This is a genomic window from Abiotrophia sp. (genome assembly GCF_057275535.1).
In genome coordinates this window covers 37315-62116 of sequence record NZ_DBHIRJ010000002.1, presented here as the reverse complement: position 1 = coordinate 62116, position 24802 = coordinate 37315, and the positions used below count along the sequence as shown (strand labels likewise).

Below are 24802 nucleotides of genomic sequence, written 5' to 3'. Positions count from 1 at the left end.
CCACCATGACTCAGACCAAGAAAAAACTGGGTAAGGTATCGGTGGATACCTTCGGCCCCAAAGCTAACTTCTTCTTCAGTCTTCTGATGACCTTGGTTGGTTTGACGGGTGTCTTTCCCTTCATCTTTGTTATCATCTTATCGCTGACCGATGAAAACTCCATTGTGCGGAACGGCTATCGCTTGATTCCGGATGCCTGGTCTACAGCAGGTTACGAGTATCTCTTTACGCAAAGTTCTACCATCGTCAATGCCTTTATGGTGACAGTCTTCGTGACCGTGGTTGGGACCTTGATTAACGTAACAGTTACTTCGACTTATGCCTATGCCTTATCACGACCTTACTTCATCTTCCGCCGCTTCTTCCTCTTCATCATTTTGGTGACCATGTTGGTAGGGGCTGGGATGGTGCCAAGCTATATCGTGATGACTTCCTTACTCAAGCTAAGAAACTCCATCTGGGCCTTGATTTTGCCAATGGCCTTGAGCCCATTCAACGTCATCATCATGCGGACCTTCTTCCGCAAGTCCATTCCTGAATCCATCATTGAATCCGCTCGGATTGACGGGGCAGGCGAATTTCGAATTTTCCGCCAAATCGTCCTACCACTGGCCATTCCAGGGATTGCAACTATTTCTCTCTTTGCGGCTATTGGTTTCTGGAACGACTGGTTTAGCGCTTTGCTTTACTTAGATGATCAAAACCTCTTCCCACTGCAATATGTCTTGATGCAAATCCAAGCCAATATTGACTATATCGTTAAAAATGCTGCCCAAGGTGCTTCGGCCGTATCGGGCGTCTCTATTCCGCGGGAAGCAACGCGTATGGCCATGGTGGTTATCTCAACCTTGCCAATCGCCTTAAGCTATCCTTTCTTCCAGAAATACTTTATTTCTGGTCTAACCATCGGTGGCGTCAAGGAATAGACGTGACCACTTCATTCTTACAGGTAATAACAATATAAAAATTTTAGGAGGAATCCACAATGAAAATGAAACGTCTTGTACGTAATATGGCTATGTCTGCTTTAGCAGCAGTATCGGTAGCTTCTGTCTTCACTCCAGCTGTTAAAGCTGAAGAGCCAACTACTATCACCATGTACCAAATCGGGACACCACCTGATAACTTGGATCAACTTTTGGCTAAAGTTAACGAAGCTTTCGTTCGTGACTTAAACCTTAAACTTGAAATCCGCTACCTAGGTTGGGGTGAGTACGATGACAAGATGAACGTAATGACCAACTCAGGTGAAAAATACGACATCGCACGTGCCTCTGGCTACATCCAAAATGCTTCAAAAGGCGCTTATGCTGACTTGACTGACCTAATCAAAGAACACGCTCAAGACTCCTTCAAGTACTTAGATGAAGCTTACATCAAAGGGAACACAGTTGACGGCAAGATGTATGCTTTCCCAGTAAACGGGAACGTTTATGCGCAAGAGTTCTACACCTTCAACCCAACCTTCTTGAAGAAATATGACCTCAAATTAGACGGCATCAAAGAACTCAAAGATGTAGAGCCTCTCTTACAAACTATCAAAGACAAAGAACCTAGTGTAGCGCCTTTAGCTGCAGGTCGTGGCTGGCGTGTAGGGCATGACTTTGACTATGTCATTGGCGATGCCGTGCCACTCGGGGTTTACCTCAAAGGCGATACTGCCAAGATCGTGAACCCTTATGAAGAAACAGATGCCTTCATTCCAGAAATCAAGGTAATGCACGAATTCTACAAGAAAGGCTTCGTACCTAAAGACGCTGCCACTTCTGACCAAGGTTACCCATTAGATGCTGATACTTGGTTCATGCGTCGAGAAACAGTAGGGCCACGTGACTACGGTAACTACTTACTCCGTGCTGTTTCTGGTAAAGCCTTAGAAATCGTGCCTCACGGCGACACCATTATCAAGACTAACGCTCAAGCACGTATGTCAAACTTCGTTATCGCTCAAAACTCTGATCACGTTGAAGAGTCAGTTAAATTGCTTAACTACATCAACTCTAAACCAGAAATCATGAACACCTTGGTGTACGGTCTAGAAGGCGAGAACTGGGAAAAAGTTGGCGAAGACAAGATCAAACTCTTGCCTAAGTACAACGAAGGTGCAACTCACATGTCTGCATGGAACACAGGGAACGCTGCCTTGCTTTACAAAGATGAACGCATCACACCAGAACAATTGGCTGCTTCTGAAAAAGGCTTGAAAGAAGCAACAGAGTCTCCACTCTTAGGTTTCAACTTCAACCAAGAACCTGTAGCGGACGAAATTGCTAACGTCAACAACGTCGTTAACGAATATGTTGCAGGTCTCCACACTGGTACAGTTGACCCTGAAAAAGTCTTACCTGAATTCAACAAAGCTTTGAAAGACGCAGGTATTGATAAGATCAAGGAAGAAATGCAACGTCAATACGACGAATTCTTGAAAAACAAAAACTAATGCCTAATGAATAAGGCGAGGCTGGGACTCAGTTCCAGCCTCTTGTTGTTAAAGGAATCTTCGATTCTTGCAACCGGGGCAGCCCGCTTACGTTGGCTTAGTCAGCATGCTCCGTCAGTCCAGGAATTGACGATTGAAAGAAAGGAAGAAAAGAGATGTCAGCTCCTTACCAAACCATTGATACCCGTTGGGGAACGCGGAATAGTCACCGCTTAGGTCAGGGCAACACCCTGCCTTATACTGGGGTACCCTTTGGCATGAATCATTTTGTTTTGGAGACCCGGCCTGGGGAATCACGATTTTTCCATCCGGAAGATGGGACTGCCTTTGGGATTCGTTTGACCCACCAACCCAGTCCCTGGATGGGCGACTTTGCCTGGGTGACTTGGCAGGTGGCCTGCCTAACGGATAAGGAGTGGGGTCAACTTAAGGAGCCACTGTCGGCTGAGGCCAGTCGAGAATTGGCTAGCTCGGGCTATCGCGGAGATTTGGCTCAATTTCGGCCAGGCTTTCTGTCCTACCAACGTTTACGCGACGGCTTGCAAGTGGCTTGTTGTCCAACGCAGGATGGGGCCAGCCTTAAGGTGACGCCTGACCGACGCTATCCTAAGGGACATTGGGTCATGAGCTTGGTTTTGGACCAAAGTGGTTGGTATGAGCTAGAGGGTCATCAGCTGACTTTCTACACCAATCAGCTAGCAGGGTCTAAGTACGGTCAATATGGTCAATATAGCCGGATGCTAGCGCCGGAGGGTGTCACCTTCAAGCTTTGCCAGGTGGTGGATTTGGGAGAGGGTCTCCACCAACTTTGGCTAGAGTTGGATGGCATTGAAGCTGTTCTAAGCCAGTTCTTGCACTTGGAATGGGTGACCTCTTATATTAGCCCAGCCCAGCTGGAGCTTAATTATCGGCAATCTGACTTCTTCGGCCAGACCTGGGACCAGCAGTGCGCTCAGACGGAGGCAGCGTGGGAGGACTATCTTAGTCGTTTAACAGTTAGCCATCGAGAAAGAAAGCTAGTCGATCGTTTTTACCATTGCCTCTATCGGACGTCCACCTTTCCTCAGGCGGCCTATGAGTGGTCGGAGACCGGGGAGCCTATCCACCAATCGCCTTATACGGGTAAGTTGGAGCCTGGCTACTTCTTCATCAACAATGGCTACTGGGACACCTTCCGGACTAACTACCCACTCTATGCCTTAATTGTGCCTGAAATGGTGCCACTCTTCCTAGAAGGTATTCTAGCTGTCGCCCGAGAAGATGGTTTCTTGCCTAAATGGTTGTCTCCTGATGAACGGGGGCTCATGCCAGGCACCTTGGTGGATGCGGTCATTGCGGATGCCATCGTTAAGAGGTTAGTGCCTGAAGAATTAGCCCAGGAGCTTTATCAGGCCATGCTTTATACGGCGGAGACAGAGAGTGGCCACCCCTTAGAAGGTCGCCAGGGAGCTAGCGATTATCGTCGATTGGGCTATTTGCCAGCAAGCTATGGCGAGTCGGTTAATAAAAGTTTGGACTACGCCTATAGTGACTTCTGTATTAGTCAGGTAGCTCAGGCTTTAGGTGATTCCGAGCGAGCCAAGTATTACCGCCAACAATCACTCAACTACCGCCAGCTTTTCGATGACGAAACCGGGCTGATGCGGGCCAAGGATCAAGCTGGCCGATTCTTAGGCGACTTTGTCAGCCAAGCCTGGGGTGGCCCTTATACCGAGGGCTCTGCTTGGCAGCAGTCTTTCGCAGTCTATCATAATTTAGCTGATTTAGTGGCCTTACATGGCGGGGATGCTGCCTTCTACGAGCAGCTGCAGGCCTTAGTTAATCAACCAGCCAGCTACCGGGTGGATGGCTATGGCTATGAAATTCATGAAATGTTAGAAATGGCCCGTCGTGACTGGGGCCAGCTGGCCCTGTCCAATCAGCCCAGCTTCCATTTGCCTTACTTGCCAATCTATGCTGGCTACCCACATATGGCCCATCAATTGCTTAAATCGCTCATGCTAGAAGCCTTTAAGTTGGAAAAAGAAGGTTATATTGGCGACGAGGACAACGGCTCCTTATCAGCCTGGTTTGTTTTGAGTTCTCTTGGAATTTATGCCGTGACACCAGGGACTAATCAATATGTCTTAGGGATCAGCATTTGGGACCAGGCCAGTCTCAACTTAAGTGAAGGACGGGGCTTCCAATGGACTACCCTGAATCCTAGCCAGGTACTCAATGTGGTTTTGAGCCGCCAATTAAATGGCCAAGATTATGCTGCTCACTTCCTGACTTATGAGGATATCATGGCGGGTGGCCAATTAGAGCAAGAACTGGGTTTCTTGCCGTCTCATAAGCCATTGGAAGCATCTTTAAGACCGTTTTCTCTAGCACTAAATGGCCAAAGGGAGTATAATAGTCTTGATTGTAAGATAGAGGAGGAAGCGCATGGAAACTAAACTTGTTGAGATGATGATGCGAGTCTACTATTGGATGAAGGGGGCGGCCTTTTTCTGGTTAGGTTGGTTGGCTGGCTTGGGCATTTTTGGCACCATGGCTAGTCTGACGGCCTTAACTGAAGCCCACCAAAGCGCTAAGTGGCGGGCAGACCTGCTGACTTTCTCTGGCTTTTGGGATAGCTATAAGGCCAATCGTCGTGATAGTTGGGGACTCAATCTCTTCTATACCCTCTTGTCTGTTTTCCTGTGCTGGTTGATTTTTATTACGTCTCAAATGCGGGGTCTGATCTTCTTGGTGGCCCTTGTCATCCAAGTGACCGTTTTAGTCTTAGTGAACCTAGCTTTAGTGGCAGAGAGTCAAATGCGGGTAGTCTACCAGGGGGAAGCTAGCCAATTCATTAAGTTTAGCTTCTTCCAACTTTTGGTGACGCCACGTCCCAATCTTCTAACCTTGGTTTATAGTTTGGTTATTGTCTGGGTAGTGATGACCTTCCCAGCCTTAGCCTTTATCTTCGCAGTCCCTCTCTGGGTGACTAGCTTGTCGTCCTTCTATTTGAGAGAATGGCGCCGGCAAGGAGTGATTCCGCATGAGCCAGAAGAAGAATCCCAATCGCTTTAGTCGCCTCTTACGCTACTATGCGACCCTGATTTTGGTCTTAGTTTTTCTTCTGCCTCTAGTAGCGGTCTACTTGCTCTATCAACATAACGTCAATAATGCCCTGGCGGAGCTTAATCTCATGCACTACCATATTCAGACAGAACTTGGTCAGGCCGACCAAGATACTCAGAAAATCGCGCAAAAACTGACCGAGTCAACAAAGCAGATTGAAGCCTTGCGCCATTATGCCAATTATAGCTACCAGGAGTCGCTAGAGAGTTTTCTGATGAATCGTCAATACAATCTCTACTTGCCGGATAAGCTCTATCGACTTCATCGGGAGTTTCAAGATATTACCTCGATTCTTATCCATGTTGATAATGCCAAAGAACTGATTGTCTCTACCGCCGACAACACACGAGGCCGTAAGATGATGCCGTCTGATATAAGTAAAGAAGAGGGTCAAGAGATTGGCTTTGACCGGCCCTTATTCGACTTGCGTTCTGGCCATAGTTTGGGGCAGGTACAAGTCAACTATCATGCCGATCGTTTCTTCCAAGGGGTGGCTGAGTCGCCACTCTTAACAAAGGCTCAAACGGTCGTCGTCGATGCCAAGCTAAAACGCATGCTCCTAGAACGTGGCAAGCTGAGTCAAGACAAGCTACAAGCAGTCATCAAAGGAGAAAACGTGCCTTCTGGCTACCTGATCAGCCGCATGGAGACGGGCGAAGATTTACTAATCATCAGCCTTCTGCCTAAGTCGATCATCTGGCAACGGGTTACGGGTCCAGTATTAGTGATTACCTTGATTACCATACTTGTGGCAGTCATCCTCTTGGCCTTGCTTTATCGTTTCTTCGGGGCCTATTCCAATCAGGTTCATGATATGGTCACGACCCTCAAGCGAATTGGAGAAGGGCAATTTTACTATCGTATTCGGGAAACGGATAAGCAGGATGAACTACGGGAAATTACCCATTCCATTAATACCATGTTAGATCAGTATCAGGTTAACATACAGGAACTCTATTCCATGGAAGCCCGCGAGCACGAAGCCATTCTCAAGGCTTTGCAGTCGCAAATCAATCCGCATTTTATGTATAATACCTTGGAATTTATTCGCATGAGTGCCCTAACGGAGGGGGCGGATGAGTTAGCCGATATCGTCTATGACTTCGCTGCCCTACTCAGGAATAATATTAGCGATGAGAAGGAGACGACCTTGGAACGTGAGCTTTCCTTCTGTCGTAAATACATCCACCTCTACCAGGTACGTTATCCTAACAAACTGCAGGTAGAGATTGAAGTGGCGCCAGAATGTCAAGCCTTTGTCCTACCTAAGTTTACCCTGCAACCCTTAATCGAAAACTATTTTGTGCATGGCGTAGATTTTGCCAGAAGCGATAACCGCTTAGCCATCAAAGTCTGGCTAGAAGACCTGGTCGACCAAGCTAGCCTGACTAGCAGGCTCTGGATTGAAGTGTCTGATAATGGGAGAGGTATGTCCCCGGAAACCCTCAGCGCCTTAAATCAAGGATTAAGAGAGGGAGCTCGACCCATTGAACCGAATAGCCGGCAGTCAATTGGAATCTTTAATGTGGCTGAGCGACTCCATCATTATTTTGGTGGCGAGGCTACTTTATCTTATCAAGTCAATGAAGAAGGAGGTGTCCGTGTATGGCTCAAGTGTCCTTTCAACCCGCCCCACTCAGGGTCATGATTGTGGACGATGAGTACATGATTGTCAAAGGCTTAGAACGCCTGATCCGCTGGCAAGAACTAGGCCTGCAACTTGCAGGGACAGCTGGTAATGGCCAGGAAGCCTTGGACTTAATGAGTCACCAAGCTGTGGATATTGTCATCACCGATGTCAATATGCCTAACGTGACGGGGATTGATTTTATTAGTCAAGCTAAGGAACTAGGCCAGGACTTTGCCTTCATTTTTGTGTCAGGCTATCAGGAATTTGAATATGTCAAGCGAGGTATGGAGTTGGGTGCCAAGAATTACCTGCTCAAGCCAATCGACAAGGTGGAACTACATCGGGTGCTTAGCCAAGTGGCCCAAGAAATTCGGGATAAGCGAGCCCTAGCTCAGGTTATTTCGGACCATGAGCAAGCTCAACTGACTAGTTGGCTAGAGACAGGCCAAGGGAGCTTACCTCTTCGTTACCAGGATGTCGCTGCCCCCAACTGGCAGTGGGTTTTGGCACAAAAGACTTGCCAGCCCCAATTGTTGGCTGCGGGCGGTTGGTCTATTATGGTGCTAGGTGACTGGCTACTAGGGATTATGCCTCAGTCGGATTCTTGCCAAGAGTCTCAAGATAGTAGCATGCAAATACAGACTAAGCTTAGCCTAACCGACATTCATCATAAACTCCAAAGCTTCCTTCAGGCTGAAAGTCGACGGCTTTTCTATGAATGGGAGTGGGATGAAGAGCGAGCTAGGCAAATCTTTTGGCAGGATGAGAGCGAAAGTACTCAAAGTGATCCGGCAACTGCCAAGTTAGTCGATCAATTAGTGGGCCATCTCTATGAAGCCATCGACAAGCAGAATAGTATTAAACTGGATGCAGACTTAGATAGTTTCTTGGCCTTTTGCCAGGAACGGGAATTGGCGCCGCAGGAAGTGGTGCAATTAACGGCCTTGATTCGGCATTATTTTGATATTAAATCTAACCAGCATACCCCAACCAGTCTCCTAGATGAAGGGGCCAATCAGCCTCTGACTTTTGCCTTGCTAAGCCAGCATCTCAAGGAGAATTTGGATTTAGGTGGGCATGAGAAACGCCACCACCTCTATCCGCCAATAGTCAATGAAGTCTTGGCGGCTATCTATGAGCGCTATAACGAGAATATCTCCATGAAGAGTTTGGCGGATGATCTCCATGTCAATGTCATGTACTTGGGCCAACTCTTCAAGCGCGAGGTCGGTATGACCTTGTCCCGTTATATCAATCAATATCGTCTAGCCATCGCCAAGGATTTACTGATTGCGTCTAAGCTGTCAGTGGCCCAGATTGCGGTCAAGGTTGGCTATCAGAATCAAGCCTATTTTTATCGGGTCTTTAAACAATCTGAGGGTGTCAGTCCCAAAGAGTATCGCCAACACTATCATGATCACCTTAAGGCTCAGGAGGATAAGCAAACGACACGGTAAGGGTTAGCCTTGCCGTGTTTTTATTTAGGACAGGGCCAGAGTCCTATGGGCTAACTGGGGCTCTTTTTAGCGAAAATACATTGTATTTTGACCCAATCAAGAGTAAAATAGTACTGATACAAAAGAATGCAAATCTATAGAAAAGGTGGCAGTATGATTTTGAATAAAGATATAGCCGGCTATGTAATAGACATCGTTGAAAGATTAAATCGGGGGCAGAAACAATTTTTCTGGGCCATCAGTGACTTAATAAGTTTTATTGTAGCCATTGTGGTATCCTATGTCCTCTTCTATACCTTGATTAACCCTAATCCCTTTGACTACATTGTGTATGTGGGGTTAACTTTTGCAATTTACCAAGTCTTAACCCATCTTATGGGCTTGGCAGCAAGTATGAGCCGCTACAATTCCCTAGATGAATTTATGAAGCTCTTTTCCACCATCGCCATTTCCAGTGTGGTGGGCTATGGCATTAGCTATGTCTTCTTGCCTCAGTTTTCAGTTCGTTTCTTGGTTCTCTTCATTCTCTTGAGTACCTTCTTGGTCTTTGCACCACGTTTGATTTGGCAGCTCTTATACTCCCAACGTGATCGCGGCCAGGAGGTGGCGACCAGTCGCCGGATTTTCCTAATCGGGGCTGGGGACGGGGGCGCGGCCTTCATGAACAGCTATCAACCCCAAACCAGTGATTTGGACATCGTGGGGATTTTGGATAACGACCTCAATAAGAAGGGACAACAGCTAAGTGGCGTGCCGGTCTTAGGTCGTTATGATGATTTAGCAAGCCTAGCCAAAGAATATGATATTGATGAAGTCATTGTGGCCATTCCCTCTCTGGAACCACGTGAATATGAACGTATCCTCGAAATGTGTAACAAGGCAGGCTTGACCGTCTATAAAATGCCTAAGGTTGAAGATGTTATTCAAGGGGCTGGCCCACAACGCAATGGGATTAAGAAAATTGACATTGTAGACCTCTTGGGTCGTAAGGAAATCCGCCTGGATGAGTCATGCCTGGACCAAGAGTTAAGCCATAAAACCATCTTAGTGACCGGGGCAGGTGGCTCAATCGGGAGCGAAATCTGTCGTCAAGTCAGTCGCTTCAAGCCTAAACGGGTCATTCTCTTAGGTCATGGCGAAAACTCCATTTATCTGATTTACCATGAATTAATTAAGAGTCATCCAGAAATTGAATATGTGCCCGTTATTGCAGATATTCAAGATTACCCACGCTTATTACAAGTCTTCCAGGATTATCAACCAGCTATCGTCTATCATGCAGCAGCTCATAAGCATGTGCCGATGATGGAGCGCAACCCTAAGGAAGCCCTCAAAAATAATATCCACGGGACCTATAATGTGGCCAAGGCAGTCGACCAAGCTGGTGTGCCTAAGATGGTCATGATTTCGACAGATAAGGCGGTCAACCCACCTAACGTGATGGGGGCAACTAAACGTGTAGCCGAACTGATTGTGACTGGCTTCAATAAGACCAGTCAATCCACCTATTGTGCCGTTCGTTTCGGTAATGTCTTAGGTAGCCGTGGCAGTGTCATTCCAGTCTTTGAACGACAAATTGCTGCAGGTGGACCTTTGACGGTGACCGACTTCCGCATGACCCGTTACTTTATGACCATTCCGGAAGCTAGCCGCTTAGTCATTCATGCTGGGGCATATGCCCGTGACGGTGAAGTCTTCATCTTAGATATGGGTGAACCTGTTAAGATTTATGACTTGGCTAAGAAAATGGTCCTGCTTAGTGGTCATACTGAAAAAGAAATCCCAATTGTTGAAGTAGGCATTCGTCCGGGTGAGAAACTCTATGAAGAGCTCTTGGTGGCATCAGAATTTGTAGATAACCAAGTACATGATCAAATCTTCGTTGGTAAGGTAAATACCATGCCACTGGCGACCATTGAAGCTAAAATGGCAGAATTCGATAACTTAGAAGGCGATGTCCTCAAAGAAGCCATCATTGGCTTCGCTAATCAAACTACTCAAGCTGACTAGGAGGCACCCATGATGAAATCAAAACTCCAGCATTTGCTTTTAATCCTCATCTTGGGCCTAGTTGCCAGTCTCTGGCAAGGGCCTCAGGTTCAGGCGACGCCTGAATCGGGGCCAATGTCTTTCCTCTTTCTGGGGATTGACACGGGGGAGCTGGGCCGGACAGAACAAGGTCGTTCTGATACCATCATGGTGATGACCCTCAACCCTGGCCACAAAACCCTACGCCTCGTTAGTCTACCGCGAGACACTTATGTCAATATTGAGGGCTACGAGGGCATGGATAAGCTCAACCACGCCTATGCCTATGGTGGGGCAGAGCTCTCTAAACTAACCGTGGAACACTTACTAGACCTTCCTATCCAACACTATCTAGCATTGAATATGAAGGGGCTAGAAGATTTGGTGGATTTAGTGGGTGGCGTAGAAGTGGTGCCGCCTGAGACATTTACCATTGATGGCTATGAATTTTACCAAGACACGCCGGTTTATTTAGATGGCCGGACAGCCCTTTACTATGTGCGAGATCGCTTCTCTTCAAGCGGTGACTATGCCCGCCAAGCCCGTCAACGACAAGTGCTAGAAGCCCTGATGCATAAGGCACAAGATGCCTCTTTTAAGTTAGATCCTTTGAAAGTGGCCTCTCTTATGACATCTGTCTCGACTGACTTGTCCTTGGATCAACTCATGGGGCTTTTCAATCAATATCGCCAAGCGGGCCTACAACTTGAACTAGGTCAATTGCAAGGGCAGGGACAAACCATTAATGGCATTTATTACGATATCCCTGACCAAGCCTCTCTAGCTGAATTACGCAAGACCTTACTGTCTGACTTGAAAGAATAGGAGACATCTCATGAAGAAAATTAGAAAAGCTGTTATTCCGGCGGCCGGCTATGGAACGGGCTTCTTGCCAGCCACTAAAGCCTTCGCTAAGGAAATGCTCCCGATTGTAGACAAGCCTATTGTCCAGTTTATTGTGGAAGAGGCCATTGCGTCTGGAATCGAGGAAATCTTGATTATTACGGGTAAAACCAAACGGCCTATTGAGGACCACTTTGACTCCAATATCGAGTTGGAAGACAACCTCCGCTCAAAAGGTAAGGCAGACTTGCTTAAACTAGTGGAGGGGACCACCCAGGCTAATCTCTTCTTTGTTCGCCAGTCTTATCCAAAGGGCTTAGGAGATGCGATTTTAGCGGCTAAGGCCTTTGTGGCAGATGAGCCTTTTGTGGTCATGTTAGGTGACAACATTATGACGGGGCAGCAACCTGTCACTCGTCAGCTCATGGATCTCTATCAAGAAACTCAAACGGCCAATGTCGCTATTATGGAAGTTTCTGATGAAGAAGCTGAGCAAATGGGGATTGTTGAATTGGGCAAAGTAGTCGACAATCAAGTGGGCCTACCGGTTCATCACATTAACAATATGGTGGAAAAGCCAAAGGCCAGTGAGCTCAAGAGTCACATGGCCATTGCCGGACGGTATGTCTTGCCACCTGAAATTTTCGAACTCTTGGAAGACTTACCTGTGGGTAAGGAAGATGAAGTTCAGCTGACGGATGCCCTTAACAAACTCAATCAAACCCAACGTGTGTTGGCTGTTCAGTGTCAAGGTAACCGCCATGATGTCGGCAACAAAATGGGCTACATGCGCTATATGGTGGAGTATGGCTTGAGTCACCCTGAAACCGCTGCGGGGCTAAAGGAATATATCAAAAATATAGCAACAACATTGCTCTAAAATAATGGATAATATGGAGGCTAAGACCTAGGTCTTAGCCTTTTGCTTTGTTTGGTCCTTAAGTCTAGGTATGAGAGTAGCGAGAGGTAGTAAAAGTTTGCTCAGCATTTGCTAGTAGTTTCTTCTATCATTTAAATAAAAGTGATGGTTAGCTTCTGAAATTTATTTTGAGAAGTATAGAATTTTTGGGTGACAGGTGCTATAATAAAGTGATGCAATAAATAGGAATTTATCAAATTCTATAAGGAGGACGCCCCACAGTGACCACGAAAGATCGTGATTTGAAAAAATTCTTAATTTGTATGGTTGACTTGATGGGTGTCATCTTGGTCGGCCTACTCTTAACCACCAGCCGCTCACCACGACTCCACATGGATATGGACGATGTCAATACCTTGTTACTAATTCATATAGCAGCCTTCTATGTGTCCAATCAATTTAACTCTTTGTTTGACCGCGGCTACTTGGAACAACTCAAGTCAGTTATTATTTATTCTATCTATTTCCTTGTCGGCATTACCATGATGGTCTTTATGTCTAAGAACCACTTCTATATTGCTCGGACGGCGTCCTTGGTTTTTGTGACGCTAAATGGGCTTTTGGTTTATGCTGTTCATTCCTCGATTAAATACTATTACCAGCACCTCTATCCAACCCTCAAATATTCGCGCAAGGTACTCTTGGTGACGACATCGGATCGCCTAGAACGTATTGCGGCTCGCTTTGAAGCCAGTAGAGCTTGGGGTGGGCAGATTTGTGCCATTGCGCTCTTAGATAAACCAGAGGAATTGGTCTTGCCTAAGATTTTCCAAGATAAGCTCATCCTTTCTGTAGATGAGCTCGAACCCTATGCGACTCAGAATGTGGTCGATGAAGTTTTCCTCAATTTGTCTCGTGATTTTGATGAGCAAATTGCGGATTACCTCTTGCTCTTTCAGTCCATGGGGATTGTGGTCAGTCTCAATATCTCAGCCTTTGAGATTCCCCTTAATTCGGACCGCCGAGTTCGTAAGCTAGGCAAGTACAGTGTCTTGACCTTCTCCACTAAATTCTATGACTACAAATGGATGACCATTAAGCGGGCCATTGATATCTTGGGTGCCTTAGTGGGCTTAGTCATTACCTTCTTAGTTGGCCTAATCTTAGTGCCTTTGATTAAGTTAGAATCTAAGGGTCCTGCTATCTTCGCCCAAAATCGTGTGGGCCGTAATGGACGGGTCTTTAAGTTCTATAAATTCCGCTCCATGTATGCTGACGCTGAAGAGCGCAAGAAAGAATTGGAACAATACAATCAGATGAAGGGTCTCATGTTCAAGTTAGAAGATGACCCACGTATCACCAAAGTCGGTCGCTTTATTCGCCGGACTAGTCTAGATGAGTTGCCACAGTTCTACAATGTTCTGATTGGTGATATGAGCTTGATTGGCACCCGGCCACCAACCGAGAGTGAGTTCAAGGCTTATTCTGCTGGCCATAAGAAGCGCCTCAAGTTGCGTCCTGGTATAACCGGGCTTTGGCAGGTAAGCGGACGTAGTGATATTACGGACTTTGAAGAAGTGGTCCAGTTAGATGCCGAATACATTGATAACTGGTCCTTGTGGCTAGATTTCAAGATTCTCTTGAAGACCGTTAGAATTGTCCTCCTAGGAAAAGGGGCACGCTAAAATAGTACTAGAAAAAGATCGGCCACGGCTGGTCTTTTTTCTGTCTATGGAAGGTTACTAGCTCAGTAACAGAGACAGTCAAAAGCCAGGCGAAAAGTTCACTGTACAAATATTTCCTTCCTCTAGCTAACTTATGGTATAATAAGTCGAATACAAGAGAAAGGTGAGGAGAAGATGTTGGATTGGTTTCATCAATTCTTAGTGGATAAGCCTTTAGTTCGACTCCTGGATATTGCCATAGTCTGGTACATTATCTATCGTGTCTTACTCTATGCACGTAATACACGGGCAATGAACTTATTAAAAGGGGTAGGCATAATCTTAGCCGCTAAATTTATTGCCTCGGTTGTAGGCCTGCAGACCATCGATTGGTTGCTGCAACAAGTTATTTCTTGGGGTGTGGTGGCCGTGGTCATCCTCTTCCAGCCAGAATTGCGCCGTGCCCTAGAGTCTATCGGGCGAACCGTAAGCTCTCGCTCGCGCAAGGGATTAGAGCAAGATCCGACCGCTCGTTTGATTCAAGACTTAGACAAGAGTATTTGGTACATGTCGCGGCGGAAAATCGGGGCGCTGATTTCGATTGAACGAGAAAATAGCCTGAATGAATACATCCAAACGGGGATTCCCATGGATTCAGCTATTTCCCATCAGCTCTTAGTCAATATCTTCATCCCCAATACGCCACTCCATGATGGGGCCGTTATTATCGCGGGCCATCGCGTGGCAGCTGCTGCCTGCTATCTACCTTTGTCTGGTAGTCAGGCCATTCCTAAGGAATTAGGGACACGCCATCGGGCAGCGATTGGTCTATCAGAAGTAACAGACGCGGTCACCTTGATTGTCTCAGAAGAGACAGGCGGGGTCAGCTTGGCTATGAGAGACCATTTGCACCGGGATGTGGATCCTAAGGAGCTCAAGGAACTCCTAAAACGTTACTTAAGTAGAGACGACCAGGGCGATAACGCTGAGTCTAGTCGTAACCGCCTGGTTAATGATCTCTTGTCATTCTTTAGCAAGCAGAAAGGTGGTGCCGCATGAAGAAGTTTTGGAATAGTCGTTGGTACGACAATAAATGGTTCTTGCGGATTGCTTCTCTAGTTTTTGCGGTCTTCCTCTATGGTATGGTACAGGCAAGTAGCCCCTCAGTGACTAGCCTATCTAATTTGCAACAAGTAGTCAGTGTGGATACAACCGAAACCATCTCCAATGTGCCAGTTAAATTAGGTAAGCACGACGACGACATTTTCGTCAGCCAACTGCAAGAAACCGTGACTGTTACCCTAACGGGTCCTAAGAATATCGTCTCTTCGTTAGCCAGTGATAATTTGGTTGTCCAAACCGAAGATCTAACCGGTATTGAGACAGGGCAACAAACCCTCAAATTAGAGATTCCTGGCTTGCCAGACAGTGTTAAATATCAGATTAACCCTTCGCGGGTAGTCGTTCAGGTCGCCAGACGTAAGACCGTGACTGTACCAGTAGAATACGAAATCGAAGAAGGTACCATTGCCTCTGGTATGGAAGTTGGAAATGTGACGCTCAACCCAAGTCAAGTTGAGTTAACGGGCAACGAGGAAAATATCAATAAGGTGAAACGCGCCTACATCCGCATCAGCAATGCGACGGCTCACAACCGAACATTTACCGGTAAGTTCAAACTCCAGGTAGTGGATGCTGACAACAAACTCTTGGATGTTAATGCCAATGTTAGCGAAGTAGAAGCTCATGTGGAGCTCAACGCCCAACAGCGTAAGACGGTTAACTTAGTGGTGGCCGCTCAAGGCGAATCCAATAGCTATCGTTACCAATACCAACTGGTTGATGCTAGTCAAATTGCCCTTCAAGGATCGGCTTCAGTATTAGAAAACATCCGTAATATTAAGGTCAATGTAGACGTCAGCAACCTGACCTCTAGTGCCACCCTCAAGGGGCAGTTAGAACTGCCAGAGGGTGTCACCGCCAATCTCTCAGGTCCCGTTTCAGTTGCTGTGACGGTCACCCCAATCACAACGGATACCAGTGATACTACCAGTAGCACACCTGCCGCTAGCTCCAGCAGTGCGGTGGAAGAAGCCCCAACAACCCCCAATCAAAACGGCGGCAATGCCAACCCAGGTGTGACAGAAGACAACAACGCCATTCCTGGCGGCCAAGATGTCGAATAAGTATAAGACATCCTTAGATTAGTTGATAAGAAGAAGGAGAACACAAACATAATGGGAAAATACTTTGGAACTGACGGCGTTCGCGGCGTCGCTAATACGGAATTAACACCGGAGTTAGCCTTTAAACTAGGCCGGTGCGGGGGTTACGTTTTAATGCAACATGCACCAGAACAGGCGCATCCACGCGTCTTGGTGGCACGCGACACCCGGATTTCTGGCCAATTACTAGAGCAAGCTTTAGTGGCCGGCCTTTTATCAGTAGGGATTGAGGTTATGCAATTAGGCGTTATCTCGACGCCAGCAGTAGCCTACCTGACCCGTACGCAGAATGCGGCAGCAGGGGTTATGATTTCTGCTTCCCACAACCCAGCTTTGGATAATGGGATTAAATTCTTCGGTTCTGACGGTTTCAAACTTTCTGATCAACAGGAAGAAGAAATCGAAGCCTTAATTGATGCACCAGAAGATACCTTGCCACGACCAAGTACCGATGGTCTTGGGACTATCGATGAGTTCCCAGAAGGGGCCATCAAGTACTTGCAGTTCCTGCAATCGACTATTTCGGGCGATTTGGAAGGTATTCGTGTCTGCATCGATGCAGCTAACGGGGCAACAGCACCTCTAGTTAACCAACTTTTCGCTGATTTGGAGACCGACTTCTACACTATGGGCGACCGTCCTAACGGCATTAACATTAACGATGGCGTAGGTTCTACTCATCCAGAAGGTCTGCAAGCCTTCGTCAAAGAAAAAGGCGCCATGGTTGGTTTGGCCTTCGATGGAGATGGCGACCGCCTGATTGCAGTAGATGAGAATGGCGAATTAGTTGATGGTGACAAGATTATGTTCATCTGTGGCCAACACCTTAAATCTAAAGGTCGCCTAGAGAAAGACACCATCGTATCGACGGTTATGTCCAACATTGGCTTCCACAAGGCCATTGAAGAGCATGGCATGGTCGCACTTAAAGCCCAAGTGGGTGATCGTTACGTAGTAGAAGCCATGCGTGAAGGTGGTTATGTCCTTGGGGGCGAACAATCTGGCCACATCGTCTTCCTTAACTTGAATACAACTGGGGATGGCCTCTTAAGTGCCGTTCAACTCCTAGCTGTAATGAAGGAAACAGGTAAGAGCCTGTCTGAATTAGCGGCTCAAGTGACCATCTTCCCGCAAAAACTAGTTAACATCCGCGTACGCGACAAACACACCGTTATGGATGAACCTGCTGTTAAGGCAGTGATTGAAGCGGTTGAAGCTGAAATGAACGGCGATGGACGTATCTTGGTTCGTCCAAGTGGGACTGAGCCTCTCTTACGGGTTATGGCAGAAGCCTCAACCGACGAGAAGGTTTCTCGCTATGTGGATACCATTGCCGATGTCATTCGTGCTGAACGCGGAATCGAATAAGCCTAGTATTAGGTTGGGACCTCAAGGGGTGCCAACCTTTTTCGTTAATGGCTAGTTCGATTGAAAAATCAGCGGATAAGGGCTATAATGTCCAATGACGATCATGCGATAGAAAAGTGTGGAAGGAGCCGATCATGACGGAATTAAAAAGTAAGAAAGACCGGACCCAGGACTGGCTTCAAACGCATTTGGGGCATCTGAGCCTGCGCTGCCATCACTGCCATCAGGCTTTGAGCCTGGAGGATTATAGTTTGGTTTGTCCTCAGGGACACCGAGTAGATAGCCATAAACAAGGCACCTATTTTTTGAGCAATAAGTCAGTTGATGACCATTATGACCGGAAACTTTTTCAGGCAAGACGGCGGTTTATACAAGAATCTGCTTATTACGCTCCCTTGCAGGACCTGCTAAACCAATTAGTAAGCGACCATCAAGCCAGCCTAGGACAATCAGACTCGCCTTATCGCATCCTAGATGCAGGTTCGGGCGAAGGGAGTCACTTGGCCTGGCTCTTGGCTCAAGATTCGAACCACCGGATTGGACTTGGTGTGGATTTGGCGCGGGCCGGTATTGCCCTGGCTACCGATTTTAATGGGCAACAACTCAATTTAGTAGGGGACTTGGCCCAGCTACCTATTAGCGACCAGACCATCGATGGCCTATTGTCCATCTTATCGCCCTCCAACTATCAGGAATTTGACCGGGTCTTGGCGCCGGGCGGACGGGTCTTCAAGGTTATTCCAAATGGCGGATATTTGGCAGAAATCCGCCGGGCCTTAGGGCAAGAGGCGGTTAAACAAACTTACGACAACCAGGCAACCCGACAAGTCTTTGAAAGCCACTACCGACACCATCAAGCCTATCCAGTGCAGGCAAAGCGTCTACTCACAGACCAAGCCAAGGCTGACTTGGTGGCGATGACACCTTTGACTTGGCACCTAGATGCAAGTCAGGCCAACCAACTAGTGGAGTCTCTGCCGGATGAATTTCTACTCGATCTGACGGTCTTAGTAGGCTGGAAGGAATAAGGTTTTACTTAAGGGGTTAGCTTGAGAGAGCTAGCTCCTTTTTCTATGGCATCTAGTCGCATATTAGCTTAGGTTTCTAGTAGCCGAAGGGGCTTCAAATATGATAAAATGAAGGGTGTGAGTATCAGGAGGTGGGTTGCATGATCGCGGATGATTTTATCGATGATTGGCAATTATTTTTGGCACCCTATGAGCAGGCAGTGGATGAGCTTAAGCTCAAACTTAAAAACCTGCGCAAGGAGTTTCGTATCGAGCATCGTCGGGCGCCTATCGAGTTTGTGACGGGGCGGGTTAAGACGCGGGAGAGTATCTTAGAGAAAATGGAAGTACGCAAGATTGCGCCAGAAGATTTTCTAGTAGGGGTACAGGATATTGCCGGTGTTCGGATCATGTGTCAGTTCGTAGAAGATATCTATGAAGTGGCCAATATTTTGAAGAATCGTCAGGACTTCAAAGTACTCTTAATTCGCGATTATATTCAAAACCGTAAGCCAAGCGGTTATCGCTCCTATCATATGGTTTTGGAGTATCCTGTCCAGCTGGCTTCCGGCGAAGTCAAGCAACTCATTGTTGAGGTTCAGATTCGGACCTTGGCTATGAACTTCTGGGCAACCATTGAGCACTCGCTCAACTACAAATACCAAGGCGAATACCCACAAGAAATCTTAGAACGGCTAGAGCGCGCCTCCGAGGCAGCCTTTCGCCTGGACGAAGAGATGTCGGAGATTCGCGATGAGATTCGTGAAGCGCTCTTGCTCTTTGACAAACGCTAAGGAAGGACAGTTGACGGATGAAACAAGCAATCATGATTTATACTAATCAACAGCCCCAATCCTTAGAAATTGAGGCCAGTCTCAAGGATAAATTGGAGCTTGCAGGCTTCCGATTGGTGGAACCTGGCCAAGTGCCTGATTACCTCATTACCATTGGCGGGGATGGCACGCTCCTAGCGGCCTTCCACGATTATCAGGACTGGTTGGATTGTGTCATCTTTATCGGGATTCACACCGGCCATCTAGGCTTCTATGCCGATTGGCTACCGCATGAATTAGATGAGCTGGTAGATAGTTTAGCTCGTTCTGGCGGTCAGGGCCATGTCAGCTATCCCTTACTTAAGGTAGAGGCAGCTTGCAAAGATGGCAAAACACATGAATGGTTAGCTCTAAATGAGTGTTCCTTGCGGACCATGGCTGGCACCATGGTAGCCGAGATTCAAATTAACGAGAAGTTCTTTGCGACCTTCCGTGGCGACGGCCTCTGTATCGCGACGCCAACCGGATCCACCGGCCTTAACAAGTCACTGGGTGGAGCCGTCATGCATCCTCGTGTGGATGCCTTACAATTAACGGAGATGGCCGCCCTTAACAATCGGGTCTATCGAACCTTGGGTGCTCCTATGATTATTCCACGCGATGAATATCTAACCTTGGTTATCCAAGAAGAAGCTCAGACCATGCTCATGATTGACCATCTCACTTGCGAGACTAAGGGCATCCAATCTGTCAAATTACAGTTGGCTGATACAAGGATTAAGTTTGCTAGCTTCCGCCACACCCATTTCTGGGACCGCGTAGAGAATTCCTTTATCGGCCATAAGCAGGAACGAGATGCAAAAATCAAACATTAACAAGTCAGTAAATAAAAAAAGAGGGAAAAATATGCGTTTTAATAAACAACACTTAATCAAACTCGGTCTTTTAGGCTTAGCTAGCTTAAGCTTGGCAGCCTGCAACTTAGGGCAAGGCGGCAACAACTCCAGCAACAATACGACTAATGCGACCGTAACCGAAGTCGATAAGAAAGTCGAAATCCCAGACAACACCAATATTGCGGGCATGTCTGAGTCTGAAAAAGCCAGTTTCTATTCTAGCTTAGACCAGATTACACTTGACACCAGTGAGGGCCTCAAGCCAGGTGAATACTCCAACATCAAAGAAATTATCACTGAGCAAGAGTATAATGATCTCATCCTATCAACGACCGATGGGCCTAAAATTGTCTATCTTGGCTTTGACGAGTGCCCATACTGCCATGCCTTCTCTCCTAAGATCAACCAATTGGCTAAGGAGAAAGGCGTCACTGTCTACTATTACAATACCCGTAAACACGCCAATGACAGCAACTTCCAATCTGCTATGCAAGTCTATGGGGTTAATAAGGTACCTAATGCCTTCATCGTCAAATCAGGCAAACCTGGCACCAATGTCAACCACTCAAGTAAAATGGCAGATCTCGAAGCTTTTATTAACGAGGCAGCGAAGTAAACGTGGTCAAGTTTCAATGGCACTATGAGGGAGACCATCCGGTTCGAATCAAGGACTACCTTAAGCATCTGGGCATCCCTCGCAAGTTCGTATCACATGTCAAATTCGAAGGCGGCAACATTTTACTGAATGGGCAAGAAGTCAATGTCCTGGCCAATTTAGAGGCAGGTGATATCCTAACCTTGGTGGCAGCTGATGAAGGAAGCCACGAGACGGTGCCACCTTCACATGTCCCCATTCAGGTTATTTACGAAGATCGGGACCTACTGATTGTCAATAAGCCGACTGACGTAGTCTCTATCCCTTCCAAACGGATTCCAGATTCTGCCATGGCCAATCGGGTTAAGGGCTATTATCAGCGCCAAGGCTACGCGGACCAGGTCATCCATATTGTCACCCGTCTGGACCGCCAGACTACTGGTCTCATGTTGATAGCTAAGCACCGTTTGGCTCACGCCATGCTGGATAAGCAGGTCCAAGGGGGTCAAGTAGAGAAGTATTATTTGGCCATTTCGACGAAAGCCGACTGGCCGGATCATGGCGTCATCGATCGGCCTATTGCACGCACAGAAGATTCGATTATCACGCGACGGGTCCATGAAAGTGGCCAGCGGGCAGTCACTGAATATTGGCTAAAGCATCGCTTTGCTGACAGCAGTCTACTCAAGCTTCGGCTTCATACCGGACGTACTCACCAGATTCGGGTCCATATGCAGAATGCAGGTGGGGTCCTAGTAGGAGATGACCTCTATGGTGGCCCGCATTTAGAGCGGATTAGTCGTCAGGCCCTGCACTGTGGTGAACTCCGTCTCACTCAACCCTTTACAGGCCAGCGCTTAGTGCTATCGGCTCCGCTGCCTGAGGATATGGCTGCTTGGCTAGCTAAAAGACAACATCACCTATAAGAAAAGAGCTCGATAGCCAAATATCGAGCTCTTTTCCTATAGAAAAAGCTTGGAGTTAGCTCCAAGCCTTGCTTAATGTAGACGATAGCTTCGAATACGATAGCCACGTCGTTCTAGCTGTTTGACTAATTGATTATACTCAACAGGGTCCAAACTGCTTGGAAGAGCATAGAGGATTTGGCCCTTGGTATCCATATCGGTTTTCTCTAGGGTGGTAGCAGAGACAATATCGCTAAAGCGATTGATTAACTTGCTGACTTGAGCCAGTTCGCCACGGCTACCCAAGGTCTCGACTAAGAGGGCAAAACCAGCATTAGGCATGGCCCAGGCTTGAGCTAGCCATTGTAACATAGTATTGTGTCGAATAATACCGCTGAAGCGATTGTCACGGTCTAAGACAGCGACGTAAGGTAAGTCGTTGAGGGTAAAGACCAGATGGTAGAAGGAGTCTTGCTCGTGAACGACCCGGGTGGTATTTTTTAGGAAGTGAGTGACAGGCAAGCGACTCAAATCCTCATCGGGGTGATGGTAGGCGTACTGATAGATATGATAGCGATAGAGATTACCGCGGTAAAGGGTTTGGGTGGCATCTAGGACGGGCACACAACGTAGCCCTTGGTCTTCTAATAAATCTAAGGCGCTAGCGCAGTTATCGGCTTCGGTTAGATAGGTAATCTGTTGTTTAGGGACGACCAGTTGTTCAATCATGGCGGTACTCCTTTCTGGGGAACTTCCAGCCCTATAATAGGGCCCAATCTCATATAGTGTATCAAAAATAAGGGTAAAACACAATGTTTTCTCATGGATATCTCATAGAATATTAAAAATATCTAAAAGAAAACGTATTATTGACCTCTAGCTCTTGCAATTTGCACCATTTTTACCTATTATTAAAGTTAACATTATATTGTAAAAGCAAAAGGAGATTGACGACAATGGACCCCTCGGGGAATTTAAGTACACAAATCTTATTAATCTTAGTACTAACCTTTATTAATGCGATTTTCTCGGCATCAGAGATTGCCTTCGTGTCGCTCAACCAACAAAAGATGACCCAATTGGCTGAATCAGGCAATGTTAAAGCCCAACGCGTGATGAAACTTTTGGATAATTCGGACGACTTTTTGGCCACTATTCAAGTAGCCATTACCTTAGCTGGCTTCTTCTCTAGTGCGTCGGCTGCGACTAGCTTCGCAGATCGAATCATGACTTGGCTACCAAGTTTGCCGGGCGGAAAAGCAGTCGCGATTTTGATTGTCACCTTTGTTTTATCTTATTTAACCCTGGTTTTAGGGGAGCTCTATCCTAAGCAAGTCGCCCTTCAAATGCCAGAAGAGGTTGCCTTAGGCACGGCGGGCTTTATCTCTGTTACTCAGTGGTTAGCCAAGCCTTTTGTGGGCTTGCTGACGGCTTCAACAGGGCTTTTGAAGCGATTGACGCCAATTGATTTTACCAAAGAAGAAGAAAAATTCACCCGTAGTGAGATGAAGGCCCTCTTGGCCAACAGCCGTAACGATGGGGCCATTGACACGGATGAGTTTGCTATGATGCAGGGCGTGCTATCGCTTGATAGTAAGTTGGCCCGTGAGGTCATGGTGCCTCGGACAGACACCCAGATGATTGATATTGAAGATCCGCTAGAAGAAAATATCAATGCCTTATTAGATAGTCCTTTCTCGCGGATTCCACTCTATGAAGGGGATAAGGACAATGTGATTGGTGTGATTCACGTTAAAAACCTCTTGCGTGCCTCACGCCAACATGGTTTTGATAACTTAGACTTACGTGAGATTGCCAATGAGCCAATGTTTGTGCCGGATACCATCTACACAGATGACCTACTCTTAGAGTTCCGTCGCGAACAAACCCATTTGGCCATCCTTAAGGATGAATATGGCGGTGTCGAAGGGATTGTCACCCTAGAAGACTTAATTGAAGAAATTGTCGGGGAAATCGAAGACGAGTCCGACATCAATAGCGAATCCTTCCAGGCCATTGACGAGACCCACTGGGAAGTTGACGGCGGGGTGACCCTAGATAAGTTTAATGCGACCTTCAATGAGTCTGTGCGATCAGAGGACGTGGAAACCATTGCTGGCCTCATGATTCAAATTATCGGCTATGTGCCAGATGATGATGAGCGTTTGTCGGTGCGGGTTAATGATTATGTTTTGACGACCACGCAAATTGAAAATGGCCGTATTCGTTGGGTGCTGCTGACACTAGATGCAGAGCGCACACTGGCAGCTGATTTTGACTACCAAGACTTCGAAGAAGAAGAATTTGGTGACGAAGAAAACGAAGAAAACTAGACTTCTAAAGGGGTAGAGACGGAGCGTCTCTGCCTCTTCTGCTATAGAGTTTGAGAGGAAGGAAAGAGTATGATTATCTTAATTACGGGGGCATCTCATACAGGCAAAACCCTACTCGCGCAGAGACTATTGGAAAAATATCATTATCCCTACCTATCCATCGACCATCTAAAAATGGGCTTGATTCGGAGTGGGCATAGTCCCCATCATGCCATGACGGATGATCAGACCTTGACCGAATTTCTCTGGCCGATTGTGCGGGAGATGATTAAAACAGCCATTGAGAATGGGCAAAACCTGATTGTAGAAGGGTGTTATATTCCTTTTGATTGGGCCAAGGACTTTGAAGCTGACGAGCTCAGTCAGATTAAGTCCTATCGCTTGATCATGAGCGAGGCCTATATTAGAAAGCATTTTGCTGACATCAAGGCACATGCCAACGCCATTGAACAAAGAGTCGATGACACTTGGTGCACCCTTGACAGTGTCTTGCGAGATAATGCAAGTCAGCTGGCCCAGGCTAAGCAAGCGGGTGCCAACTATCTTCTGATTCAGGATGATTATCAGCTAGATATTGACTTATAGAAGCGATTGGGACACTGCAGGAGCGGTGCCCCAATCGCTTTATCTGAAAAGAAACACTAAGTGAGACCTCAAATAAAAATAGGGGT

At 46.9% G+C, this 24802-nt stretch carries 21 protein-coding genes; 20 read left to right on the top strand and 1 reads right to left on the bottom strand.

Annotated elements, in window-relative coordinates:
- Positions 1 to 5: 5 nt before the first annotated feature.
- From ACO53F_RS01685 to ACO53F_RS01600, 18 genes are all read left to right on the top strand, one after another.
- Positions 6 to 926, top strand: a complete 921-nt coding sequence (locus ACO53F_RS01685; RefSeq protein WP_023391290.1) for a carbohydrate ABC transporter permease — start codon at positions 6 to 8, stop codon at positions 924 to 926.
- A 59-nt stretch (positions 927 to 985) separates the two neighbouring features.
- On the top strand, positions 986 to 2440 hold the full coding sequence (locus ACO53F_RS01680; RefSeq protein ID WP_070756235.1) for an ABC transporter substrate-binding protein: 1455 nt from the start codon (positions 986 to 988) through the stop codon (positions 2438 to 2440).
- Between the two features lie 155 nt (positions 2441 to 2595).
- Positions 2596 to 4878: a GH92 family glycosyl hydrolase gene (locus ACO53F_RS01675; protein WP_485137075.1), complete on the top strand. Its 2283-nt coding sequence runs from the start codon at positions 2596 to 2598 to the stop codon at positions 4876 to 4878.
- On the top strand, positions 4868 to 5497 hold the full coding sequence (locus ACO53F_RS01670) for a DUF624 domain-containing protein (RefSeq protein ID WP_070756237.1): 630 nt from the start codon (positions 4868 to 4870) through the stop codon (positions 5495 to 5497). Before ACO53F_RS01675 ends, ACO53F_RS01670 begins: the two co-directional genes overlap by 11 nt.
- A complete protein-coding gene (locus ACO53F_RS01665; protein WP_485137074.1) occupies positions 5466 to 7196 on the top strand; it encodes a sensor histidine kinase in 1731 nt (576 codons plus the stop codon). Before ACO53F_RS01670 ends, ACO53F_RS01665 begins: the two co-directional genes overlap by 32 nt.
- On the top strand, positions 7154 to 8635 hold the full coding sequence (locus tag ACO53F_RS01660; RefSeq protein ID WP_485137073.1) for a response regulator: 1482 nt from the start codon (positions 7154 to 7156) through the stop codon (positions 8633 to 8635). The genes ACO53F_RS01665 and ACO53F_RS01660 overlap by 43 nt, the downstream gene beginning before the upstream one ends.
- A gap of 153 nt (positions 8636 to 8788) precedes the next feature.
- Positions 8789 to 10645 carry a polysaccharide biosynthesis protein gene (locus ACO53F_RS01655; RefSeq protein ID WP_485137072.1) on the top strand — a complete coding sequence of 619 codons (1857 nt, stop codon included), beginning with the start codon at positions 8789 to 8791 and terminating at the stop codon, positions 10643 to 10645.
- Between the two features lie 12 nt (positions 10646 to 10657).
- Positions 10658 to 11488, top strand: coding sequence for an LCP family protein (locus ACO53F_RS01650; RefSeq protein ID WP_485137071.1), 831 nt, complete (start codon positions 10658 to 10660; stop codon positions 11486 to 11488).
- A 10-nt stretch (positions 11489 to 11498) separates the two neighbouring features.
- Positions 11499 to 12386 (top strand): UTP--glucose-1-phosphate uridylyltransferase GalU, encoded by an 888-nt coding sequence (galU, locus tag ACO53F_RS01645; protein ID WP_485137070.1) that lies wholly within the window; start codon positions 11499 to 11501, stop codon positions 12384 to 12386.
- A gap of 260 nt (positions 12387 to 12646) precedes the next feature.
- Complete coding sequence (locus tag ACO53F_RS01640; RefSeq protein WP_314255077.1) at positions 12647 to 14050, top strand: sugar transferase; 1404 nt, start codon at positions 12647 to 12649, stop codon at positions 14048 to 14050.
- Positions 14051 to 14224: 174 nt separating this feature from the next.
- Positions 14225 to 15088: a diadenylate cyclase CdaA gene (gene cdaA, locus ACO53F_RS01635; protein WP_485137069.1), complete on the top strand. Its 864-nt coding sequence runs from the start codon at positions 14225 to 14227 to the stop codon at positions 15086 to 15088.
- The gene (locus ACO53F_RS01630; RefSeq protein WP_485137068.1) at positions 15085 to 16215 is read left to right on the top strand and encodes a CdaR family protein; all 1131 of its coding nucleotides are present in this window, start codon (positions 15085 to 15087) and stop codon (positions 16213 to 16215) included. The genes cdaA and ACO53F_RS01630 overlap by 4 nt, the downstream gene beginning before the upstream one ends.
- 51 nt (positions 16216 to 16266) lie before the next feature.
- Entirely contained in the window at positions 16267 to 17622 is a 1356-nt protein-coding gene (glmM, locus tag ACO53F_RS01625; protein WP_070756244.1) for a phosphoglucosamine mutase, read from the top strand.
- Positions 17623 to 17756: 134 nt separating this feature from the next.
- On the top strand, positions 17757 to 18650 hold the full coding sequence (locus ACO53F_RS01620; RefSeq protein ID WP_485137067.1) for a methyltransferase domain-containing protein: 894 nt from the start codon (positions 17757 to 17759) through the stop codon (positions 18648 to 18650).
- 140 nt (positions 18651 to 18790) lie between these two features.
- Complete coding sequence (locus ACO53F_RS01615; RefSeq protein ID WP_023391276.1) at positions 18791 to 19423, top strand: GTP pyrophosphokinase; 633 nt, start codon at positions 18791 to 18793, stop codon at positions 19421 to 19423.
- 17 nt (positions 19424 to 19440) lie between these two features.
- A complete protein-coding gene (locus ACO53F_RS01610) occupies positions 19441 to 20277 on the top strand; it encodes an NAD kinase (protein ID WP_485137066.1) in 837 nt (278 codons plus the stop codon).
- Positions 20278 to 20308: 31 nt separating this feature from the next.
- Positions 20309 to 20914, top strand: coding sequence for a thioredoxin family protein (locus ACO53F_RS01605; protein ID WP_485137065.1), 606 nt, complete (start codon positions 20309 to 20311; stop codon positions 20912 to 20914).
- Between the two features lie 2 nt (positions 20915 to 20916).
- Positions 20917 to 21819 carry an RluA family pseudouridine synthase gene (locus ACO53F_RS01600; RefSeq protein ID WP_485137064.1) on the top strand — a complete coding sequence of 301 codons (903 nt, stop codon included), beginning with the start codon at positions 20917 to 20919 and terminating at the stop codon, positions 21817 to 21819.
- 72 nt (positions 21820 to 21891) lie between these two features.
- Here the strand turns inward: ACO53F_RS01600 and cbpA are convergent, their stop codons facing one another.
- Positions 21892 to 22527 carry a cyclic di-AMP binding protein CbpA gene (gene cbpA, locus ACO53F_RS01595; protein WP_454927293.1) on the bottom strand — a complete coding sequence of 212 codons (636 nt, stop codon included), beginning with the start codon at positions 22525 to 22527 and terminating at the stop codon, positions 21892 to 21894.
- Between the two features lie 227 nt (positions 22528 to 22754).
- Between cbpA and ACO53F_RS01590 the strand changes: the two genes are divergently transcribed.
- Positions 22755 to 24131, top strand: a complete 1377-nt coding sequence (locus tag ACO53F_RS01590) for a hemolysin family protein (RefSeq protein WP_485137063.1) — start codon at positions 22755 to 22757, stop codon at positions 24129 to 24131.
- Positions 24132 to 24200: 69 nt separating this feature from the next.
- Entirely contained in the window at positions 24201 to 24716 is a 516-nt protein-coding gene (locus ACO53F_RS01585; RefSeq protein WP_485137062.1) for a zeta toxin family protein, read from the top strand.
- Positions 24717 to 24802 lie beyond the last annotated feature (86 nt).